The sequence below is a fragment of the Pseudomonas sp. CFBP 8772 genome (assembly GCF_014841665.1).
Classification (GTDB): domain Bacteria; phylum Pseudomonadota; class Gammaproteobacteria; order Pseudomonadales; family Pseudomonadaceae; genus Aquipseudomonas; species Aquipseudomonas graminis_B.
This window is the reverse complement of sequence record NZ_JACYUI010000004.1, coordinates 357,527-377,003: the sequence shown is the minus strand read 5'-3', so window position 1 is coordinate 377,003 and position 19,477 is coordinate 357,527. Positions and strand designations below refer to the sequence as shown.

Here is a 19,477-nt window from a genome sequence, read left to right as displayed (position 1 = left end):
ACCGTGGCAGGGATTTTCACCGATTAACAGCCATCATGACAGCAGACCGTCGCCTCGTAGGAAGCTTGTGACCTGCACGGGATGTTTCCTACACGATTCGACCGGATGAGCTTCAAACCGCCGGAATTATCAAGTAACGTGCGCGGCACTTCAGATTAAACGATTCAGCAGGCCTGTTTATGGCACTTTTTGCCCAATCGGACCTCTGAATGCCGCATTCAATATTCGCAAACCGTCAGTCATCGGTGTGTACGACCGGTCCTACAACAAGAATCTGGCGCGACCCCGCGCAGCACAGGAGAACGCAATGCTCGAGCTGACCATAGAGCAAATTTCCATGGACCAGTCGGCGGTGGACAAGCCCGCCGCGTTGCAACTGCTGGCTGACTTGCTCGTCGCTGACGGCCTGGTAGCTGCCGGCTACCTTGCAGGCTTGCAGGCGCGCGAGCAACAAGGCTCGACCTTTTTGGGGCAGGGCATTGCCATTCCCCACGGCACGCCAGAGACCCGCGACCAGGTGTTCGCCACCGGCGTGCGCCTTATGCAATTCCCCGAAGGGGTGGACTGGGGCGACGGGCAAATGGTCTACCTGGCCATCGGCATCGCCGCCAAGTCCGACGAGCATCTGCGCTTGCTCCAGTTGCTGACCCGCGCACTCGGTGAAAACGACCTGGGCGAAGCGTTGCGTCAGGCGAAGGACCCCGAGTCGCTGCTCAAACTGCTGCAGGGTGCGCCACAAGAACTGGCCCTCGATGCGCAGATGATCAGCCTGGGCGTCATGGTCGATGATTTCGAAGAACTGGTCTGGCGCGGCGCGCGTCTGCTGCGCAAGGCCGAGTGTGTGAACAACGGCTTCGCGGCGGTGCTGCAGCAGGTCGAGCCACTGCCGTTGGGCGAAGGCCTCTGGTGGCTGCACAGCGAACAGATGGTCAACAAGCCCGGCCTGGCGTTCGTCACCCCGGACAAACCCATGCGTCATCTGGGCCAGTCGCTGACCGGCCTGTTCTGCCTCGCGAGCCTGGGTGAGTCCCACCAGGCGTTGCTCGAACGTCTATGCGCGTTGCTGATCGAAGGTCGCGGCCACGTACTGGGCGAGGCGACCAGCAGCCGCGCCGTGCTTCAGGCATTGGGCGGCGAAGTGCCGCCGGACTGGCCGAGCGAGCGCGTGACCCTGGCCAATGCCCACGGTCTGCACGCGCGTCCGGCGAAAATCCTTGCGCAGTTGGCCAAGGGTTTTGAGGGCGACATCCGCGTGCGCATCGTCGATGGCACCGAGAATCCGGTGTCGGCCAAGAGCTTGAGCAAGCTGCTGAGCCTCGGCGTGCAGCGCGGTCAGTCCCTTGAGTTCATTGCCGAGCCGACCATTGCCGCCGATGCCTTGCCTGCGTTGATCGCCGCAGTGCTCGAAGGTCTGGGCGAAGAAATCGAACCGTTGCCGGCCCACAGTGAGCCCGCACCCGCCCCGACGATTGTTGAGAAAACCCTCAGCGCGCCGGCTGCGGGCACTCACATCCAGGCCGTTCCTGCGGCGCCCGGCATCGCCGTCGGCCCGGCCCACGTGCATGTTCTGCCAGTGTTCGATTACCCGGCCCAGGGCGAATCGCAAAGCGTTGAGCACGAACGTCTGCACAGCGCGCTGGCGCAGGTGCGCCTCGACATCGAGCAATTGATTCAACGCAGCACGGCGAAGGCCATTCGCGAGATTTTCGTCACTCACCAGGAAATGCTCGCCGACCCCGAACTGGTCGACGAAGTGGCGCAGCGCTTGAAACAAGGCGAAAGCGCCGCTGCGGCATGGATGAACGTGATCGAGGCCGCCGCCCGTCAGCAGGAACAGCTCAAAGATGCGCTGCTGGCGGAACGTGCCGCTGACCTGCGGGATGTCGGTCGCCGCGTATTGGCGCAGATCTGTGGCGTCGAGGACCTGGTTGAGCCGGAAGAACCGTACATTTTGGTGATGGATGAAGTCGGCCCGTCCGACGTCGCACGTCTTGACCCTGCCCGTGTCGCCGGCATTCTCACCGCGCGCGGCGGCGCTACGGCCCACAGCGCCATCGTTGCCCGGGCGTTGGGCATCCCCGCGCTGGTCGGTGCGGGCGATGCGGTATTGCTGATCAAGTCCGGCACGCAACTGTTGATCGACGGCCAGCGCGGGCGTCTCGACGTCGCGCCGGACGACGCGACCCTGAAGCGCGCCTTGCAGGACCGTGACACCCGCGAGCAACGCCTCAAGGCTGCCGCTGCCCTGCGCATGGAGCCTGCGATCACCCAGGACGGCCACGCCGTTGAGGTCTTCGCCAACATCGGTGACAGCGCCGGTACGCCGGCAGCGGTGGAGCAGGGCGCCGAAGGGATTGGCCTGCTGCGCACCGAGTTGCTGTTCATGGCCCACAGCTCCGCGCCGGACGAAGCGACCCAGGAAGCGGAATACCGTCGCGTGCTCAAAGACCTCGACGGTCGCCCGCTGGTGGTTCGCACCCTGGACGTCGGCGGCGACAAACCGCTGCCGTACTGGCCCATCGATAAAGAAGAAAACCCGTTTCTCGGCGTGCGCGGCATTCGCCTGACCTTGCAGCGCCCGGACATCATGGAAATTCAGCTGCGCGCATTGCTGCGTGCGGCAGACAATCGCCCGCTGCGCATCATGTTTCCGATGGTGGGCACCGTCGAAGAGTGGCGTCAGGCCCGCGACATGACCGAGCGTCTGCGTCTGGAAATCCCGGTGGCCGACCTGCAACTGGGCATCATGATTGAAGTGCCATCGGCGGCGTTGCTGGCGCCGGTGCTGGCGAAGGAAGTGGACTTCTTTAGCGTCGGCACCAACGACCTGACCCAGTACACAATGGCCATCGACCGCGGTCACCCGACCCTGTCTGCCCAGGCCGATGGCCTGCACCCGGCGGTGTTGCAACTGATCGACATCACCGTGCGCGCGGCCCATGCCAATGGCAAATGGGTGGGGGTCTGTGGCGAATTGGCCGCCGACCCGCTGGCCGTGCCGGTGCTGGTCGGTCTGGGTGTGGATGAATTGAGCGTCTCGGCGCGGAGCATCGGCGAAGTCAAAGCCTGCGTCCGTGAATTGAATCTGATCGAAGCCCGAAAACTTGCGCAGGCGGCCCTGGCCGTTGGCAGCGCGGCGGACGTGCGTGCCCTCGTGGAGGGGCTGTAATGGCGAAAATACTGACATTGACCATGAACCCGGCGCTGGACCTGACCGTGCAGTTGGGCCCCTTGCAGATCGGCCAGGTCAACCGCAGCGACGCCATGCTCAGCCACGCGGCGGGCAAGGGGATCAACGTCGCCCAGGTGCTGGCTGATCTGGGCCACGAGCTGACCGTTGCCGGTTTCCTCGGCGTGGATAACCAGCAGCCGTTCGAAACTCTGTTTGCGAAGCGCGGCTTCGTCGATGAATTCGTGCGGGTGCCGGGCGAGACCCGCAGCAACATCAAGCTGGCGGAAAGCAGCGGCCGTATTACCGACCTCAACGGCCCGGGCCCGGAAGTCAGCGCGCAGGCGCAACAGGCGCTGGCCGCTCGGGTCGAGCAGATCGCGTCGGGTTTTGATGCGGTGGTCGTGGCCGGCAGTCTGCCCCGTGGCGTCAGCCCCCAGTGGTTGAAAACGTTGTTGCTGCGCCTCAACGAGATGGGCCTGAAAGTTGCGCTGGACACCAGCGGCGAAGCGTTGCGCGCTGGACTGGAAGCGTCGCCGTGGATGATCAAACCCAACACCGAAGAGCTGGCCGACGCCCTTGATGCGCCGATCATTTCCATCGCCGCGCAAGCAGAGGCCGCAGCCGACCTGCGCCAGCGCGGCATCGAGCACGTGGTGATTTCCCAGGGCTCGGAAGGCGTTCATTGGTTCAGTTCCAACGTGGCCTTGCAGGCATTGCCGCCCAAAGTCACCGTCGCCAGCACCGTCGGCGCGGGTGATTCGCTGCTGGCCGGGATGGTTCACGGCTTGCTGTCTGGGCACAAACCCGAGCAAACCTTGCGGACTGCCACGGCCATTGCGGCCATGGCCGTCACTCAGATCGGCTTCGGCATCAATGATCCGGCGCAATTGAAACGTCTGGAAAGCGGCGTCAACGTCCGCGTCCTGACGGCATAACAAGAGAGGAAGTGTGATGAAGTTAGCCATCGTTACGGCCTGTCCGAACGGCAAAATCAGCAGCGTCCTCAGTGCCCGTCTGCTGGATGCGGCGGCCCAACGCCAGGGTTGGAGCACCAGCGTCGAGATCCACGATCCGCGTCATCCGGAAAAGCAACTGTCGCCGGGCGACATCGAAGCGGCGGACTGGGTGTTGGTGGTCAACACCGGCGCGCTGGACCTGACGCGTTTTTCCGGCAAGCGCCTGTATCAGGCCACGCCCGCACAGGCGTTGCAGGATGCCGACGGCTTTCTGCGTTCAGCGTCGGCGCTGGCGACCGAGCACACCGCGACTTCCGCCCCGCCTGCCACGTCCAGCGCGCAGCCGCGTCTGGTGGCGGTGACGGCGTGCCCGACCGGCGTTGCCCACACTTTCATGGCCGCCGAGGCGATCCAGCAGGCGGCGAAAAAGCTTGGCTATGACCTGCAGGTGGAGACGCAGGGCTCGGTCGGTGCACGCAATCCGCTCAGCGCCCAGGCCATTGCCGACGCCGACGTGGTGCTGCTGGCGTGTGATATCGAAGTCGCTACCGAGCGTTTCGCCGGCAAGCGCATCTATCGCTGCGGCACCGGTATTGCGCTCAAGCAGGCCGACGCGACGCTGAAAAAAGCGCTGGCGGAGGCGGAGGTTGAGTCCACGGCTTCAACGTCCAAGGCGTCCTCCAAAAAAGAGAAGACAGGTGTCTACAAACACCTGCTCACCGGCGTGTCGTTCATGCTGCCGATGGTGGTGGCGGGCGGTTTGCTGATCGCGCTGTCGTTCGTGTTCGGCATTCACGCGGCCGAGGAACCGGGGACGTTGGCGGCGGCGCTGAAACAGATCGGCGCGGGCGCCGCGTTCCAGTTGATGGTGCCGTTGCTGGCCGGGTACATCGCTTATTCAATCGCGGACCGTCCGGGCCTTGCGCCAGGGATGATCGGCGGGCTGCTGGCGAGCACTCTGGGCGCCGGCTTCATTGGCGGGATCATCGCGGGATTCTTGGCGGGCTACAGCGCCTGGGCGGTCAACCGTTACGCGAAGCTGCCGGCCAGTGTCGAAGCCTTGAAGCCGATTCTGATCATTCCGCTGCTGGCGAGCCTGTTCACCGGGCTGGTAATGATTTACGTGGTGGGCAAGCCGGTCGCCGGCATGCTCGAAGGGCTCACACACTTCCTCGACACCATGGGCACGGCCAACGCGGTGCTGCTCGGCGTGCTGCTGGGCGCGATGATGTGCGTGGATCTCGGTGGGCCGATCAATAAGGCGTCGTACGCGTTTTCGGTGGGCTTGCTGGCCTCCAGCAGCGGCGCGCCGATGGCGGCCACGATGGCGGCCGGCATGGTGCCGCCAATTGGTATGGGCATCGCGGCATTGATCGCCCGGCGCAAGTTTGCCCAGAGCGAGCGTGAAGCGGGGAAAGCGGCCTTCGTGCTGGGGCTGTGCTTCATCTCCGAAGGCGCGATTCCGTTTGCCGCGAAAGACCCGCTTCGGGTGATTCCGGCGAGCATCGCGGGCGGCGCGCTGACCGGTGCGCTGTCGATGTTCTTCGGCTGCAAACTGATGGCGCCCCACGGTGGGTTGTTCGTGCTGCTCATTCCGAACGCGATCAACCATGCGCTGCTGTACCTGCTGGCGATCGTGGCGGGCAGCGTCGTGACCGGCGTGCTGTATGCGCTGCTGAAACGACCTGAACCGGCAGAACTGGACGCGGTGCCCGCCGGCGCGTAACCGCTGGCGCTTCCCGGCTATAACCGGTTCCACGGGATGCGCGCGATGCTTTTAGTGGGACCGGCTTCAGCCGGGAAGAGGCCGGTGTGCCCGCCATCAGAACTTTGGTGTGACTACCGACGCCTTCCCGGCTAAAGCCAGTCCTACAAGTGTGCGGTCCGGCTTCCGGAGATGTGTCGGATGTTCGGGCCTCTTCGCGAGCAAGCTCGCTCCTACAGAAGGCTGAGTGCGCCCCGGATTTCCGCGGCGGAACACGATCAATTGTAGGAGTGAGCTTGCTCGCGAAAGCGATATCCCAGGCGCTGAATGTGTGTCGGATGTTCGGGCCTCTTCGCGAGCAAGCTCACTCCCACAGGGACCGGGCTTGGCACTGGATCTTGTGCCAGAACAGACAACACTCGGCACTGGATCTTGTGCCAGACACAGACAACACTCGGCCTGTTCACTGCCCTGTCATCTCCCGCAAACAATCCGCTGCTAGCTTCCTCCTTTTGGCATTCCCTTGAGGAGGATAAACATGTCCCGGTTCGACCTGACTCGCCGCCGTATCATCCAGGCCGCTGGCGCTGGATTGTTGTTGCCGGGGCTTGCGCCGGCGGTTATTGCGTCGGTGAAGGATCGCCCGAAAATGACCGACGGCGTCCAGTCCGGCGACGTGCTCGGCGACCGCGCGATGGTGTGGAGTCGCAGCGACCGGCCTGCGCGGATGGTGGTCGAATGGGACACCCGCAGCATGTTCAGCAACCCCCGCCGCACGGTCTCGCTGCTCGCCGACCCACGCACTGACTTCACCGCGCGCGTCGAACTGACCGGCCTGCCGGCGGATCAAGCCATCTTCTACCGCGTGTTCTTCGAGGATGCGCAAACCGGCGTCGCCAGCGAACCCTGGTTCGGCCATCTGCGCAGCGTGCCGGTCAATCGCCGCAACATCCGCTTCGTCTGGAGCGGCGACACCGTCGGCCAGGGCTTCGGCATCAACCCCGAGATCGGCGGCATGCGCATTTACGAAGCCATGCGTCTGCGCCTGCCGGATTTCTTCATCCACAGCGGCGATACCATTTACGCCGACGGCCCGGTGCCTGCCGAGGTGGTCACCGAGGGTGGGCGTGTCTGGCGCAACATCACCACGGAAGAGAAGAGCAAGGTCGCCGAAACCCTCGACGAATACCGCGGCGCCTACCGCTACAACCTGATGGACGAAAACCTGCGGCGCTTCAACGCCGAGGTCCCGCAGATCTGGCAGTGGGACGACCACGAAGTGACCAACAACTGGTCACCGAGCAAGCAGCTCGACGACCGCTACAAGGTCAAGGACATCCAGCTGTTGGCGGCGCGCGGGCGACAGGCGTTCCTCGAATATGCGCCGATGCGCCTGCAGAGCGCCGACAACGGCGGGCGGGTCTATCGCAAGATTGCTTACGGCCCGATGCTGGACGTGTTCGTGCTCGACATGCGCAGCTATCGCGACGGCAACGACGCCAATCTGGCCGACAAGCCCGGGCCGACCACTGCCTTTCTGGGCCGCGAGCAACTGGATTGGCTCAAGCGCGAACTTCAAGCCTCTGGGGCTCAGTGGAAAGTCATTGCCGCTGACATGCCCATCGGCCTGGGCGTGCCCGACGGCGAGATCAGCCCCGGCGTGATGCATTGGGAGGCCATCGCCAACGGCGACGACGGCGCGCCGAAAGGCCGCGAACAAGAAGTTGCCGAACTGCTGGGCTTCCTGCGCCAGCAGAAGGTCCGCGACACCGTCTGGTTGACGGCTGATGTGCATTACTGCGCGGCGCACCACTACCACCCCGATCAGGCGGTGTTTCAGGATTTCGACCCGTTCTGGGAGTTTGTGGCCGGGCCTTTGAATGCGGGCAGTTACGGGCCTAATACCCTGGACAAGACCTTCGGGCCCGAGTTGGTATTCCAGAAGGCTCCGCCAGCGCAGAACACTTCACCCTTCGCCGGCTTCCAGTTTTTTGGTGAGGTGAACATTGACGGCCAAAGCGGGGAAATGACCGTGACACTGCGGGATCTGGACGGGGTTTCGGTGTTTGAGAAGAGGCTGCAACCTGCCAGCCAGGCCTGACGCCCCGACAGGCAACGCGGTCCGGCTTATTGATCAGTCGTACGATAACCAGGTAATTGCCGGTAACACTTCCCGCGCCGCTGGCCTATCATTAGGCACCTAACGACGGCTCAGGGTTGGCGTGCATGCTGGCAATCTTTCTGGAAACCCTGAACATCACCGCGCCGGTCTTCGCGATGCTGTTTCTCGGCGTGTTGCTCAAGCGCGTGGGCTGGATCAACGACAGCTTTATCCACACCGCCTCGTCGCTGGTGTTCAACTGCACCATGCCGGCGCTGCTGTTTCTGGGGATCATTCACGCTGACCTCCACGCGGCGTTTCAGCCGGGCGTGCTGATCTACTTCATCGTCGCCACGCTGGCGGGTTTCGCGTTGTCGTGGGGGTGGGCCATTTACCGCGTGCCGTTCGCCGAGCGTGGGACTTACACCCAAGGGGCGTTTCGCGGCAACAACGGCGTGATCGGCCTCGCCCTGGCCGCGAGCATGTATGGCGACTACGGCATTTCCCTCGGTGCGATCCTCGCGGCGCTGGTCATTCTTTTCTACAACACCCTGTCCACCGTCGTGCTGGCGGTCTACAGCCCGGTGATCAAGTCCGACCCGTGGAGCATCACCAAAAGCGTCATGGCCAATCCGCTGATCATCAGCATTGTCGTCGCGGCGCCGTTCGCCTACTTCCAGATCCCGCTCCCCAAATGGCTCGATACCTCCGGCAGCTACCTGGCGCAGATGACCCTGCCGCTGGCGCTGATGTGCATCGGTGGCACGCTGTCTTTGAAGTCGTTGCGAGAGAGCGGCACCTTGGCGATCAGCGCGAGCCTGATGAAGATGGTCTGGCTGCCGCTGATCTGCACGCTGGGCGCGTGGCTGCTGGGCTTTCGACATGCGGAACTGGGGATTCTGTTTCTGTACTTCGGCGCCCCGACGGCATCCGCCAGTTTCGTCATGGTCCGCGCGGCCAACGGCAACCACGAGCTGGCCGCGTCGATCATCGTCATGACCACCCTGGCAGCAGCGGTCACGACCAACGTCGGGATATTCATTCTGCAGTGGGGCGGGTGGATTTAGTCTTAGTAGGCCTGTTGCCCATCAATGCTGACGCCGCCACGCCCGCACCGTTCCCACGACGATACACAGCGCAATCACCGGCAGCGCGTAGTGAATCATCAAACGCTCCAGCCGCTCGGCCAGGGGCATGCCCGTGGTAAACGACACGATGTGCAGCCCGTACACCGCGTAAAGCCCGAGCAACAACAGCCCCTCCAGCCGGGTGATCCGATACCCCGAATAGAACAGCGGGACGCACAGCGCCGCGACGCCCAGCATCACCGGCAAATCAAAATCCAGCGCATTGGGCGAGATCGACAACGGCCCGGTGGAGATCAACGCCGTGATGCCGAGCACGCCCAGCAGGTTGAACAGGTTGCTGCCGATGATGTTGCCCACCGCGATATCCCGCTCGCCGCGCAATGCCGCGACCAGCGAGGTCATCAACGCCGGCAGCGAGGTCGCAACCGCAATCACGGTCAGGCCGATGACCCGCTCCGACAGGCCCAGATCCAGGGCTACCGAAACCGCCGCGCCGACGAGAAGGTGACTGCCGAACGTCAGCAGCGCCAGGCCGCAGGCCATCAGCGCCAGTCGGCCGAGTAATGGCCAGATCCGCCGCCGCGGCTCAAGGTCCGTTCTCGCCACATGCCGCGCGCCGTGAGCGAACTGACGGACCACGACGAACAGATACGCCGCCATGCCCATCAACAGCACGACGCCATCCAGCGCGCTCAGCTCGCCATTCCACGCCAGCGCTGCGACCAGGGCGGTGGCCGCAATCATCAATGGCAAATCGACGCGCACCAGTTGTCGGGCCACGCGCAGCGGGATGATCAGGGCGGACAGCCCGAGCGTGACCAGCACGTTGAAAATATTGCTGCCAATGACGCTGCCGACCGCAATGTCGGTGCTGTCAGTGAACGCCGCTTGCAGCCCGACCGCGAGTTGCGGGGCACTGCTGCCCAGCGCCACGACGGTCAGGCCGAGGAACAGCGGGCGGGTTTTGAGCAGGGCGGCCAGGGCCACAGCGGCGCGCACCGACAGTTGTGCGCCGATGATCATCAACAGCAGGCCGCAGGCCAGCTCGATCAGCGTGGGCAGGGGCAGATTCGTTAGGGCAAGAATTCAGGGCACCAGTCAGTCGTCGAGGGCTTGTACCCGCACTTGGGCGGTTCCGCTGCGCAGCATACCCAATTGCGCGGCGGCTGCACGTGACACATCGATCAGCCGCCCCCGGGTGTGCGGGCCGCGGTCGTTGATGCGGACGATGACCCTGCGGTCGTTGTCCAGATTGGTGACTTGCACGCGCGTGCCGAACGGCAATTGCCGGTGCGCGGCGGTCAGTGAATTGGCGTCGAAGCGTTCACCGCTGGCGGTGCGCTGACCTTGATGTTGCGAGCCGTAATACGAGGCGCCGCCGGTGGCGTTGTAGCCGTGCGGGTCGATGATGCCGTCACTGGCGCAGCCGGCCAGCAGAGAGAGCAGGGCGCAAGCGCCGAGGATTCGCCGCATGGGGCAGGGTCTCTACAGAAAGTGTTGATCGTTCCCGCGCCAGGCGCGGGAACAACCGCTAGCGTGAACGCACTCAGCCTTCCAGCTTGCGCTTCAGCAGTTCGTTGACCTGGCCCGGGTTGGCCTTGCCTTTGGATGCCTTCATCGCTTGCCCGACGAAGAAGCCGAACATCTTGCCGCGTTTGGCCTCATCGGCCGCGCGGTATTGCTCGACCTGTTCGGCGTTGGCAGCCAGGACGTCGTCCAGCATCGACTCGATGGCGCCGCTGTCGGTGACTTGCTTCAGGCCGCGCTGATCGATGATCTCGTCGGCGCTGCCTTCGCCATTAGCCATGCCTTCAAACACCATCTTGGCGATCTTGCCGGAAATGGTGTTGTCCTTGATTCGCAGCAGCATGCCGCCCAACTGTTCAGCGCTGACCGGCGACTCGTCGATCTCGACGCCTTGCTTGTTCAGCAACGAACCCAACTCGACCATCACCCAGTTGGCCGCAAGCTTTGCGTCTCCGGAAATGCTCACCACCTTCTCGAAGAAGTCTGCCTGTTCGCGGCTCGAAGCCAACACGCTGGCGTCGTACAGCGACAAGCCGAACTGCGACTGGAAACGCTCGCGTTTCTGCGGCGGCAGTTCCGGCAGGGTCGCGCGGGTCTGCTCCAGGAACGCGTCTTCGATGATCACCGGCAACAGGTCGGGATCGGGGAAGTAACGGTAGTCGTTGGCTTCCTCTTTGCTGCGCATGGCGCGGGTTTCGTTGGTGTTCGGGTCGTACAGGCGGGTCTGCTGAATGACCTTGCCGCCGTCTTCGATCAGGTCGATCTGGCGCTGGATCTCGCTGTTGATCGCCTTCTCGATGAAGCGGAACGAGTTGACGTTCTTGATCTCGCAGCGCGTCCCGTACTCAACCTGGCCTTTTGGTCGAATCGATACGTTGCAGTCGCAGCGTAGCGAGCCTTCGGCCATGTTGCCGTCGCAGATGCCAAGGTAGCGAACCAGCGCGTGCATCGCCTTGACGTAGGCAACCGCTTCTTTGGCCGAACGCATGTCCGGCTCGGAAACGATCTCCAGCAACGGCGTACCGGCGCGGTTCAGGTCGATGCCGGTCATGCCGCTGTAGTCTTCGTGCAGGCTCTTGCCGGCATCTTCTTCAAGGTGGGCGCGGGTCACGCCGATGCGCTTGATGGTGCCGTCTTCCAGGGTGATATCCAGATGGCCTTTACCAACGATCGGCAATTCCATCTGGCTGATCTGATAGCCCTTCGGCAGGTCCGGGTAGAAGTAGTTCTTGCGGGCGAACACGTTGTGCTGACCGATCTCGGCGTCGATGGCCAGGCCGAACTTGACCGCCATCTGCACGGCTTCCTTGTTCAGCACCGGCAACGTGCCGGGCATGCCCAGATCGACGAGGCTGGCCTGCGTGTTCGGCTCGGACCCGAACGTGGTGGCGCTACCGGAGAAAATCTTCGATTGGGTGGTGAGCTGGGTGTGAATCTCCAGCCCGATGACGACTTCCCATTGCATGTGTTTTCTCCTTAGAAGCCAGCTGGCGAGCGGGTGTGCCAATCGGTTACTTGCTGATATTGATGGGCAACGTTCAGCAAGCGGCCTTCCTGGAAATACGGCGCCAGCAATTGCACGCCCACCGGCAGGCCGTCGGCGAAACCGGCAGGCATCGACAGGCCGGGCAGGCCCGCGAGGTTGGCGGTGATGGTGTAGAAGTCTTCCAGGTACTCAGCGATCGGGTCGGCATTCTTGGCGCCGATTTTCCAGGCCGGGTTCGGCGTGGTCGGGCCGAGGATCACGTCGACTTCGGCAAACGCGTTCATGAAGTCGTTCTTGATCAGGCGGCGAATCTTCTGCGCCTGCAGGTAGTAAGCGTCGTAGTAACCGGCCGACAGCGCGTAGGCACCGACCATGATCCGGCGCTGCACTTCAGGGCCGAAGCCTTCGCCACGGGAGCGCTTGTACAGATCGGTGAGGTCTTTCGGGTCTTCGCAGCGATAGCCGAAGCGTACGCCGTCGAAACGCGACAGGTTGGAAGAGGCCTCGGCCGGCGCGATTACGTAGTAAGCCGGAATCGCGTGTTGCAGGTTCGGCAGGCTGATTTCCTTGACCACTGCGCCGAGCTTGTTCAGCGCTTCGACGCTGGCCATGACCAGATCGGCGATGCGCGGGTCGAGACCTGCGCTGAAGTACTCCTTCGGCACGCCAATGCGCAGGCCTTGCAGCGAGGCATTCAGGCCTGCGCTGTAATCCGGGACGGGCTCGTCGATGCTGGTGGAGTCGTTGACGTCGAAGCCGGCCATGCCTTGCAGCAGCAGCGCGCAGTCTTCAGCGGTGCGCGCCATCGGGCCGGCCTGATCGAGACTGGAAGCGTAGGCGATCATGCCCCAGCGCGACACGCGACCGTAAGTCGGCTTCAGGCCGGTCAGGTTGGTCAGTGCAGCAGGCTGGCGAATGGAGCCGCCGGTGTCGGTGCCGGTGGCGCCTGGCAGCAGACGCGCGGCAACTGCGGCTGCCGAACCGCCAGAGGAGCCGCCCGGGACGTGATCCAGATTCCACGGGTTTTTCACCGCGCCGTAGTGGCTGGATTCGTTAGCCGACCCCATGGCGAATTCGTCCATGTTGGTCTTGCCCAGGGTCACGGTGCCGGCGGCGGCGAGCCTGGCAACCACGGTGGCGTCGTAGGGCGCCTTGAAGTTGTCGAGCATCTTCGACGCGCAGCTGGTGCGAATGCCCTTGGTGCAGAAGAGGTCCTTGTGCGCCAGGGGAGCCCCCAGCAGCGCGCCGGTTTCACCTGCCGCGCGACGGGCATCGGCAGCCTGAGCCTGGGTGATCGCCAGGTCTTCGGTGACGGTAATGAAGCTGTTGAGCTGCGGATCCAGCTGGGCGATGCGCGCCAGCAGAGTGCGGGTCAATTCTTCGGAAGAAAACTTTTTATCGGCGAGTCCGCGAGCGATCTCTGCCAGAGTCATTTGATGCATTGCAGGCACATTCCCTTAGTCGAGGACTTTCGGAACCAGATAAAGGCCGTCTTGGACCGCTGGTGCGATGGCTTGATAGGTATCGCGATGATTGATCTCGGTAACGGCGTCTACACGCAGGCGTTGCGAGGCTTCAAGGGGGTGCGCGAGGGGCTCGATGCCGGTGGTATCGACCGCCTGCATCTGGTCAATCAGCCCGAGAATGCTGTTAAGTGCTTCAGTAGTACGCGGGATATCGGCGTCATTGAGGCCCAGTCGGGCCAGATGAGCGATTTTTTCCACGTCGGAGCGATCAAGCGCCATGGGGTTCTCCAGTGGAATGCGCACGGGGTGAGCCGTACGTCAGATTGCGGAACACTACGCCCTTTAAACGGTCATAAGGCCGCGATCTTCCAGGGTAGTGCTCGGAAAAACAGCCAATTTAACATATTGGCTCCTTGCCCAAAATCCCTGTCGTTGTTAGAGTTTGCCGCACTTTTTTACCCACGCGTTGCCTAGGGTCCTTTCCCCATGTTCAAGAAACTGCGTGGCATGTTTTCCAGCGATCTTTCCATCGACCTGGGCACTGCCAACACCCTTATTTACGTGCGTGAGCGCGGCATTGTGCTGAATGAACCATCAGTTGTGGCCATTCGGACCCACGGAAATCAGAAGAGCGTTGTTGCTGTCGGGATGGAAGCCAAGCGGATGCTGGGCCGTACCCCGGGCAACATTGCCGCCATTCGCCCGATGAAAGACGGCGTCATCGCCGACTTCAGCGTCTGCGAAAAAATGCTTCAGTACTTCATCAACAAGGTTCACGAGAACAGCTTCCTGCAGCCAAGCCCTCGTGTGCTGATCTGCGTTCCTTGCAAATCCACCCAGGTCGAGCGTCGCGCCATCCGCGAATCCGCTCTGGGCGCCGGTGCACGTGAAGTATTCCTGATCGAAGAGCCAATGGCGGCGGCCATCGGTGCCGGCCTGCCGGTTGAAGAGGCCCGCGGCTCGATGGTTGTCGACATCGGTGGCGGCACCACCGAAATTGCGCTGATCTCCCTGAACGGCGTGGTGTATGCCGAGTCCGTCCGTGTGGGTGGCGACCGTTTCGACGAAGCGATCATCACTTACGTGCGTCGCAACTACGGCAGCCTGATCGGCGAATCCACCGCCGAGCGCATCAAGCAGGAAATCGGCACGGCCTACCCGGGCGGCGAAGTGCGTGAAGTCGACGTACGCGGTCGCAACCTGGCTGAAGGCGTGCCACGTGCCTTCACCCTGAACTCCAACGAAGTGCTGGAAGCGTTGCAGGAATCCCTGGCAACCATCGTTCAGGCCGTGAAGAGCGCTCTGGAACAGTCTCCGCCAGAGCTGGCTTCGGACATCGCCGAGCGCGGTCTGGTGCTGACCGGTGGTGGCGCGTTGCTGCGTGACCTCGACAAGCTGCTGGCCCAGGAAACCGGTCTGCCGGTGATCGTGGCCGAAGACCCGCTGACCTGCGTTGCGCGTGGCGGTGGTCGTGCGCTGGAAATGATGGACAAGCACACCATGGACCTGCTCTCCAGCGAATAAGTCGCCGGTACGCAGCATGTTGCGCTTAACGGGCAGCACCTCACCGTGCTGCCTGTTCGTGTCCGACCTGTTGACGTCGCGCAGCGATGTTGCAAGTCTGACGCCCTGCATTTCCATCAATCCGCATCAGGCCGGTTTCATGTCGCATGAATAAGCACAGCCACACTCACGCACCTCTGCGCGCATCTCTGGAAGGAGCGGCCCATTAAACCGCTTTTTTCCAAGGGTCCGTCTCTGGGCGTCCGTCTTCTGGTGCTGGTCGTGCTGTCTGTGGCCATCATGGTCGTGGACGCGCGTTTCACCCTGCTCAAACCTGTCCGCAGTCAGATGTCACTGGTGCTGATGCAGTCTTACTGGATTGCCGATCTGCCCGAGCGTCTGTACCAGGGCGTTGCCAGCCAGTTTGGCAGCCGCACCGAGCTCGCCGCCGAAAACGAAAAACTCAAGACCGAGAACCTGCTGCTGCAGGGCCGCCTGCAAAAGCTGGCGGCGCTGACCGAGCAGAACGTGCGCCTGCGCGAGTTGCTGAATTCGTCGGCGCTGGTCAACGAGAAAGTCGAAGTCGCCGAGCTGATCGGCATGGACCCCAACCCGTTCACCCACCGGATCATCATCAACAAGGGTGAGCGCGACGGCGTAGTCCTCGGCCAGCCAGTGCTTGATGCGCGCGGCCTGATGGGGCAGGTGGTCGAGTTGATGCCCTACACGTCCCGTGTACTGCTGCTGACCGACACCACCCACAGCATCCCGGTGCAGGTGAACCGTAACGGCCTGCGCGCGATTGCCAGCGGCACCGGCAATCCTGAACGTCTTGAGCTGCGCCATGTGGCGGACACCGCCGACATCAAGGAAGGCGACCTGCTGGTGAGTTCCGGCCTCGGTCAGCGCTTCCCGGCGGGTTATCCGGTGGCGACGGTCAAAGAGGTGATCCACGACTCCGGCCAGCCTTTCGCCATTGTCCGGGCGGTGCCCACCGCCGCACTGAATCGCAGCCGTTATCTGTTGCTGGTGTTCTCGGACGGCCGTTCCCCTGAAGAGCGCGCTGCCGACGCCGCGCAGCAGCAGGAATCCCTTGATCGTCAGACGGCCGACCCGGCGGCGGTGCCCTCGGCCACTGTGCCGGGTGCCGCCCCTGCTGCCACGCCGAACAAGGCGGTCGTTCCGGCCACCGTGCCCAAGCCTGCCGGACACAGTGCTTCGTCGACGCCGGCCAATGCCAACAGCGCGTCTGCTCCGGCGACCACTGCACCGGCGGCGACCACGCCTGCCAAGCCCGCGACCAGCAAGCCGCCCGCCAAACCTGCGGCGAAACCTGCCGCCACCCGACCGGCGACGCCTGCTGCGACCCCGGCCGCTCCACGCGAGAGGGAAGAATAATGGCGCGTCACGCTCCCGCACGAAACGGCTGGGTGGTCTGGCTGACCTTCGCCATCGGCCTGCTGCTCAGCGTTTCGCCGCTGCCGCAGTTCATGGAAATATTTCGCCCGCTGTGGCTGGCCTTGCTGCTGGCCTTCTGGGCATTGGCGTTGCCGCACAAGATCGGCATGGTCACGGCGTGGATGCTGGGGCTGGCCGAGGATGTGCTGTACGGCACGTTGCTGGGGCAGAACGCGTTGATCCTCACGTTGATTACCTTTCTCGTGCTGTCGCTGCAGCAGCGCTTGCGCATGTTCCCGATGTGGCAGCAGTGCCTGGTGATCCTGGTGATTTTCGGCCTCGCGCAGCTGGTGCAGCTGTGGCTCAGCGCCCTGACCGGCAACCGTCAGCCGACCCTGGCGCTGGTCTTGCCGGCACTGGTCAGCGCATTGCTCTGGCCATGGGTCAGCTACGGACTGCGGGGGTTACGCCTGCGTATGAAGATCAACTAAGTAATTGGGAACGGCATCTGCCAGTTTTTGTAGGACCGGCTTCAGCCGGGAAGAGGCCAGTGTGAGCACCCCAATTCTGCGGCGTGACACCCGACGCTTTCCCGGCTAAAGCCGGTCCTACAGTTTGAACGCGGTGTATCAGTAGGACCGGCTTCAGCCGGGAAGAGGCCGGTATTGGCGCCATCAGTTCTGCGGTGTGACCCCGGCGCTTTCCCGGCTAAAGCCGGTCCTACAGGATGAAGGAACGGAAAGGGGGAACGGAAAGGGGACTGATTTATTTAAAGCGCTTCACCGTAAATTAATCTGTCCCCGGCAGATGAATGTTGCGGCGTTACACCCGGCGCTTTCCCGGCTGAAGCCGGTCCTACAAGGGAAGAGGCCGGCGCGAGCACCCTCCCTTCAGCGGTGTGCACCAAGGCTACGCTTGTGATCAACGACACGGAGACGTCCCATGCCCCACCTTCTTCTTGCCTCCGGCTCCCCGCGCCGTCGTGAGCTGCTCACCCAGATCGGCGTGCCGTTCACGACCCTCAGCGCCGACATCGACGAAACCCCTCTGGCCAACGAAACCCCTGCCGCGTACGTCCTGCGGCTGGCCCGTGGCAAGGCGGACGCCGGACTGCTGCAGCTCGCCAACGATCCCGCCTACCCGACCGCCTGCGTACTGGGCGCCGACACCGCCGTGGTCCTCGACGGCCGCATCCTGGGCAAACCGGCGGACGAAGCCGAGGCGCTGGCGATGCTTGCCGCACTGTCGAACCGGGAACACGAAGTCCTGACCGCCATTGCCGTGGTGCACGAAGAACGCTGCGAAACCCGAACCGTTACCAGCCGTGTCCGCTTCCGCGCGATCCCGGAAGACGAGGCCCGCCGCTACTGGGCCAGCGGCGAGCCCTGCGACAAGGCCGGCGGCTACGGTATCCAGGGGCTGGGCGCGGTGTTCGTGGAAAACCTCAGTGGCAGTTATTCCGCCGTGGTCGGCTTGCCCTTGTGCGAAACCGCAGAAATCCTCCAGCGTTTCGGCATACCCTGTTGGCAACGCCCGGAAGGTGACAAGTCATGAGTGAAGAGATTCTGATCAACATCACGCCGATGGAATCGCGCGTGGCCGTCGTTGAGAACGGGGTGTTGCAAGAGGTGCACGTTGAACGCACCCAGCGTCGCGGGATCGTGGGCAATATCTACAAGGGCAAAGTCGTGCGCGTGCTGCCTGGCATGCAGGCGGCGTTCATCGACATCGGGCTTGACCGCGCGGCGTTCATTCACGCATCTGAAATCTCCATGCGCGAAGGCCCGGCCGTGGAGACCATCAGTTCGCTGGTCCACGACGGACAGAGCCTGGTGGTTCAGGTCACCAAGGACCCGATCGGCAGCAAAGGCGCGCGGTTGACGACGCAACTGTCGATCCCGTCGCGCTACCTCGTGTACATGCCGCGCACCGCCCACGTCGGCATTTCCCTGAAAATCGAGGACGAAGCCGAGCGCGAGCGCCTGAAACAAGTGGTCAGCGATTGCGTCGCCAAGGAAGGGATCAAGGAGAAGGGCGGTTTCATCCTGCGCACGGCGGCCGAAGGTGCGGGCGCCGACGAGATCATGATGGACATCCGCTACCTGCGCAGGCTGTGGGACCAGATTGGCGAGCAGATCAAAACCATCAGCCCGGCCAGCGTGATCTACGAAGACCTGGGCCTGGCGCTGCGCACGTTGCGCGACCTGGTCAGCCCGCGCACCGAGAAGATTCGCATCGACTCCCGCGAGACCTTCCAGAAGACCACCCAGTTTGTCGCTGAGCTGATGCCGGAAATTGCCGATCGCCTTGAGCATTACCCCGGCGAGCGGCCGATTTTCGACCTGTATGGCGTCGAGGATGAAATTCAGCGGGCGCTGGACCGCAAGGTGCCGCTCAAGTCCGGCGGCTATCTGGTCATCGATCCCGCCGAAGCCATGACCACCATCGACGTGAACACCGGTGCGTTTGTCGGTCATCGCAACCTCGAAGAGACCATCTTCAAGACCAATCTTGAAGCGGCGACCGCCATTGCCCGACAGCTGCGGCTGCGCAACATCGGCGGCATCATCATCATTGATTTCATCGACATGGAAGACGCCGAGCATCAGCGCCAGGTGCTGCGGACCCTGGAAAAACAGCTCGAGCGCGATCACGCCAAAACCAACATCATCGGCATCACCGAGCTGGGGCTGGTGCAGATGACCCGCAAGCGCACCCGGGAAAGCCTGGAGCAAGTGCTCTGCGAGCCGTGCAGCAGTTGCCAGGGCCGTGGCAAGCTGAAGACTCCGGAAACCATCTGCTACGAGATATTCCGCGAGATTTTGCGCGAAGCCCGGGCTTATCAGGCGGTGGGCTACCGCGTGCTGGCCAATCAGAAAGTGGTCGACCGGCTGCTCGACGAAGAATCCGGCAACGTGGCCGAGCTGGAAGTGTTCATTGGCAGGACCATTCGCTTCCAGGTCGAGACCATGTACTCCCAGGAACAATATGACGTCGTGCTGCTCTGAAAGTGCGTGATGCGCCGCGCTGCCCAGTGGCGGTGCAGTTGAAAACAGAAAACAGTGCCCTTGAGGC

General features: G+C 63.1%; 15 protein-coding genes. 10 read left to right on the top strand and 5 right to left on the bottom strand.

All coding sequences use genetic code 11. The features are described from left to right. The first annotated feature begins 307 nt into the window (after positions 1-307). The 5 genes from ptsP (at position 308) to IFT99_RS11615 (ending at position 9,001) form a co-directional block, all read left to right on the top strand. Complete coding sequence (ptsP, locus tag IFT99_RS11635) at positions 308-3,169, top strand: phosphoenolpyruvate--protein phosphotransferase (RefSeq protein ID WP_065990133.1); 2,862 nt, start codon at positions 308-310, stop codon at positions 3,167-3,169. Further along, a complete protein-coding gene (gene pfkB, locus IFT99_RS11630; RefSeq protein WP_065990129.1) occupies positions 3,169-4,107 on the top strand; it encodes a 1-phosphofructokinase in 939 nt (312 codons plus the stop codon). Before ptsP ends, pfkB begins: the two co-directional genes overlap by 1 nt. Positions 4,108-4,123: 16 nt before the next feature. After that, a complete protein-coding gene (locus IFT99_RS11625; protein ID WP_192132392.1) occupies positions 4,124-5,854 on the top strand; it encodes a PTS fructose-like transporter subunit IIB in 1,731 nt (576 codons plus the stop codon). Between the two features lie 517 nt (positions 5,855-6,371). After that, positions 6,372-7,934, top strand: coding sequence for an alkaline phosphatase D family protein (locus IFT99_RS11620; RefSeq protein ID WP_192132390.1), 1,563 nt, complete (start codon positions 6,372-6,374; stop codon positions 7,932-7,934). 125 nt (positions 7,935-8,059) lie between these two features. Beyond that, positions 8,060-9,001 (top strand): AEC family transporter, encoded by a 942-nt coding sequence (locus tag IFT99_RS11615; protein WP_133776254.1) that lies wholly within the window; start codon positions 8,060-8,062, stop codon positions 8,999-9,001. Positions 9,002-9,022: 21 nt separating this feature from the next. Here IFT99_RS11615 and IFT99_RS11610 read toward each other — a convergent pair whose 3' ends face one another. The 5 genes from IFT99_RS11610 to gatC form a co-directional block, all read right to left on the bottom strand. Further along, on the bottom strand, positions 9,023-10,075 hold the full coding sequence (locus IFT99_RS11610) for a calcium/sodium antiporter (RefSeq protein ID WP_192132508.1): 1,053 nt from the start codon (positions 10,073-10,075) through the stop codon (positions 9,023-9,025). 45 nt (positions 10,076-10,120) lie between these two features. After that, a complete protein-coding gene (locus IFT99_RS11605) occupies positions 10,121-10,495 on the bottom strand; it encodes a septal ring lytic transglycosylase RlpA family protein (RefSeq protein ID WP_065990120.1) in 375 nt (124 codons plus the stop codon). Positions 10,496-10,568: 73 nt separating this feature from the next. After that, a complete protein-coding gene (gene gatB / locus IFT99_RS11600; RefSeq protein WP_065990118.1) occupies positions 10,569-12,014 on the bottom strand; it encodes an Asp-tRNA(Asn)/Glu-tRNA(Gln) amidotransferase subunit GatB in 1,446 nt (481 codons plus the stop codon). 11 nt (positions 12,015-12,025) lie between these two features. Then, positions 12,026-13,477, bottom strand: a complete 1,452-nt coding sequence (gene gatA, locus IFT99_RS11595; RefSeq protein WP_192132388.1) for an Asp-tRNA(Asn)/Glu-tRNA(Gln) amidotransferase subunit GatA — start codon at positions 13,475-13,477, stop codon at positions 12,026-12,028. Positions 13,478-13,492: 15 nt separating this feature from the next. Continuing rightward, the gene (gene gatC / locus IFT99_RS11590) at positions 13,493-13,780 is read right to left on the bottom strand and encodes an Asp-tRNA(Asn)/Glu-tRNA(Gln) amidotransferase subunit GatC (RefSeq protein WP_065990114.1); all 288 of its coding nucleotides are present in this window, start codon (positions 13,778-13,780) and stop codon (positions 13,493-13,495) included. A gap of 207 nt (positions 13,781-13,987) precedes the next feature. Between gatC and mreB the strand changes: the two genes are divergently transcribed. From mreB to rng, 5 genes are all read left to right on the top strand, one after another. Continuing rightward, on the top strand, positions 13,988-15,025 hold the full coding sequence (gene mreB, locus IFT99_RS11585; RefSeq protein WP_020292894.1) for a rod shape-determining protein MreB: 1,038 nt from the start codon (positions 13,988-13,990) through the stop codon (positions 15,023-15,025). 234 nt (positions 15,026-15,259) lie between these two features. After that, the gene (gene mreC / locus IFT99_RS11580) at positions 15,260-16,402 is read left to right on the top strand and encodes a rod shape-determining protein MreC (RefSeq protein ID WP_197985961.1); all 1,143 of its coding nucleotides are present in this window, start codon (positions 15,260-15,262) and stop codon (positions 16,400-16,402) included. Continuing rightward, complete coding sequence (gene mreD, locus IFT99_RS11575; RefSeq protein ID WP_192132386.1) at positions 16,402-16,893, top strand: rod shape-determining protein MreD; 492 nt, start codon at positions 16,402-16,404, stop codon at positions 16,891-16,893. Before mreC ends, mreD begins: the two co-directional genes overlap by 1 nt. A 451-nt stretch (positions 16,894-17,344) precedes the next feature. Beyond that, positions 17,345-17,956: a Maf family protein gene (locus IFT99_RS11570; RefSeq protein WP_192132384.1), complete on the top strand. Its 612-nt coding sequence runs from the start codon at positions 17,345-17,347 to the stop codon at positions 17,954-17,956. Beyond that, entirely contained in the window at positions 17,953-19,410 is a 1,458-nt protein-coding gene (gene rng, locus IFT99_RS11565; protein ID WP_037012596.1) for a ribonuclease G, read from the top strand. The genes IFT99_RS11570 and rng overlap by 4 nt, the downstream gene beginning before the upstream one ends. The last annotated feature ends 67 nt before the right edge of the window (positions 19,411-19,477 follow it).

Coding starts and splice junctions, on each gene's coding strand:
- ptsP (WP_065990133.1), top strand. CDS start 308: ATGCTCGAGCTGACCATAGAGCAAATTTCCATGGACCAGTCGGCGGTG.
- mreB (WP_020292894.1), top strand. CDS start 13,988: ATGTTCAAGAAACTGCGTGGCATGTTTTCCAGCGATCTTTCCATCGAC.
- rng (WP_037012596.1), top strand. CDS start 17,953: ATGAGTGAAGAGATTCTGATCAACATCACGCCGATGGAATCGCGCGTG.
- gatC (WP_065990114.1), bottom strand. CDS start 13,780: ATGGCGCTTGATCGCTCCGACGTGGAAAAAATCGCTCATCTGGCCCGA.
- gatA (WP_192132388.1), bottom strand. CDS start 13,477: ATGCATCAAATGACTCTGGCAGAGATCGCTCGCGGACTCGCCGATAAA.
- pfkB (WP_065990129.1), top strand. CDS start 3,169: ATGGCGAAAATACTGACATTGACCATGAACCCGGCGCTGGACCTGACC.
- gatB (WP_065990118.1), bottom strand. CDS start 12,014: ATGCAATGGGAAGTCGTCATCGGGCTGGAGATTCACACCCAGCTCACC.
- IFT99_RS11620 (WP_192132390.1), top strand. CDS start 6,372: ATGTCCCGGTTCGACCTGACTCGCCGCCGTATCATCCAGGCCGCTGGC.
- IFT99_RS11570 (WP_192132384.1), top strand. CDS start 17,345: ATGCCCCACCTTCTTCTTGCCTCCGGCTCCCCGCGCCGTCGTGAGCTG.
- IFT99_RS11615 (WP_133776254.1), top strand. CDS start 8,060: ATGCTGGCAATCTTTCTGGAAACCCTGAACATCACCGCGCCGGTCTTC.
- IFT99_RS11625 (WP_192132392.1), top strand. CDS start 4,124: ATGAAGTTAGCCATCGTTACGGCCTGTCCGAACGGCAAAATCAGCAGC.
- mreD (WP_192132386.1), top strand. CDS start 16,402: ATGGCGCGTCACGCTCCCGCACGAAACGGCTGGGTGGTCTGGCTGACC.
- IFT99_RS11605 (WP_065990120.1), bottom strand. CDS start 10,495: ATGCGGCGAATCCTCGGCGCTTGCGCCCTGCTCTCTCTGCTGGCCGGC.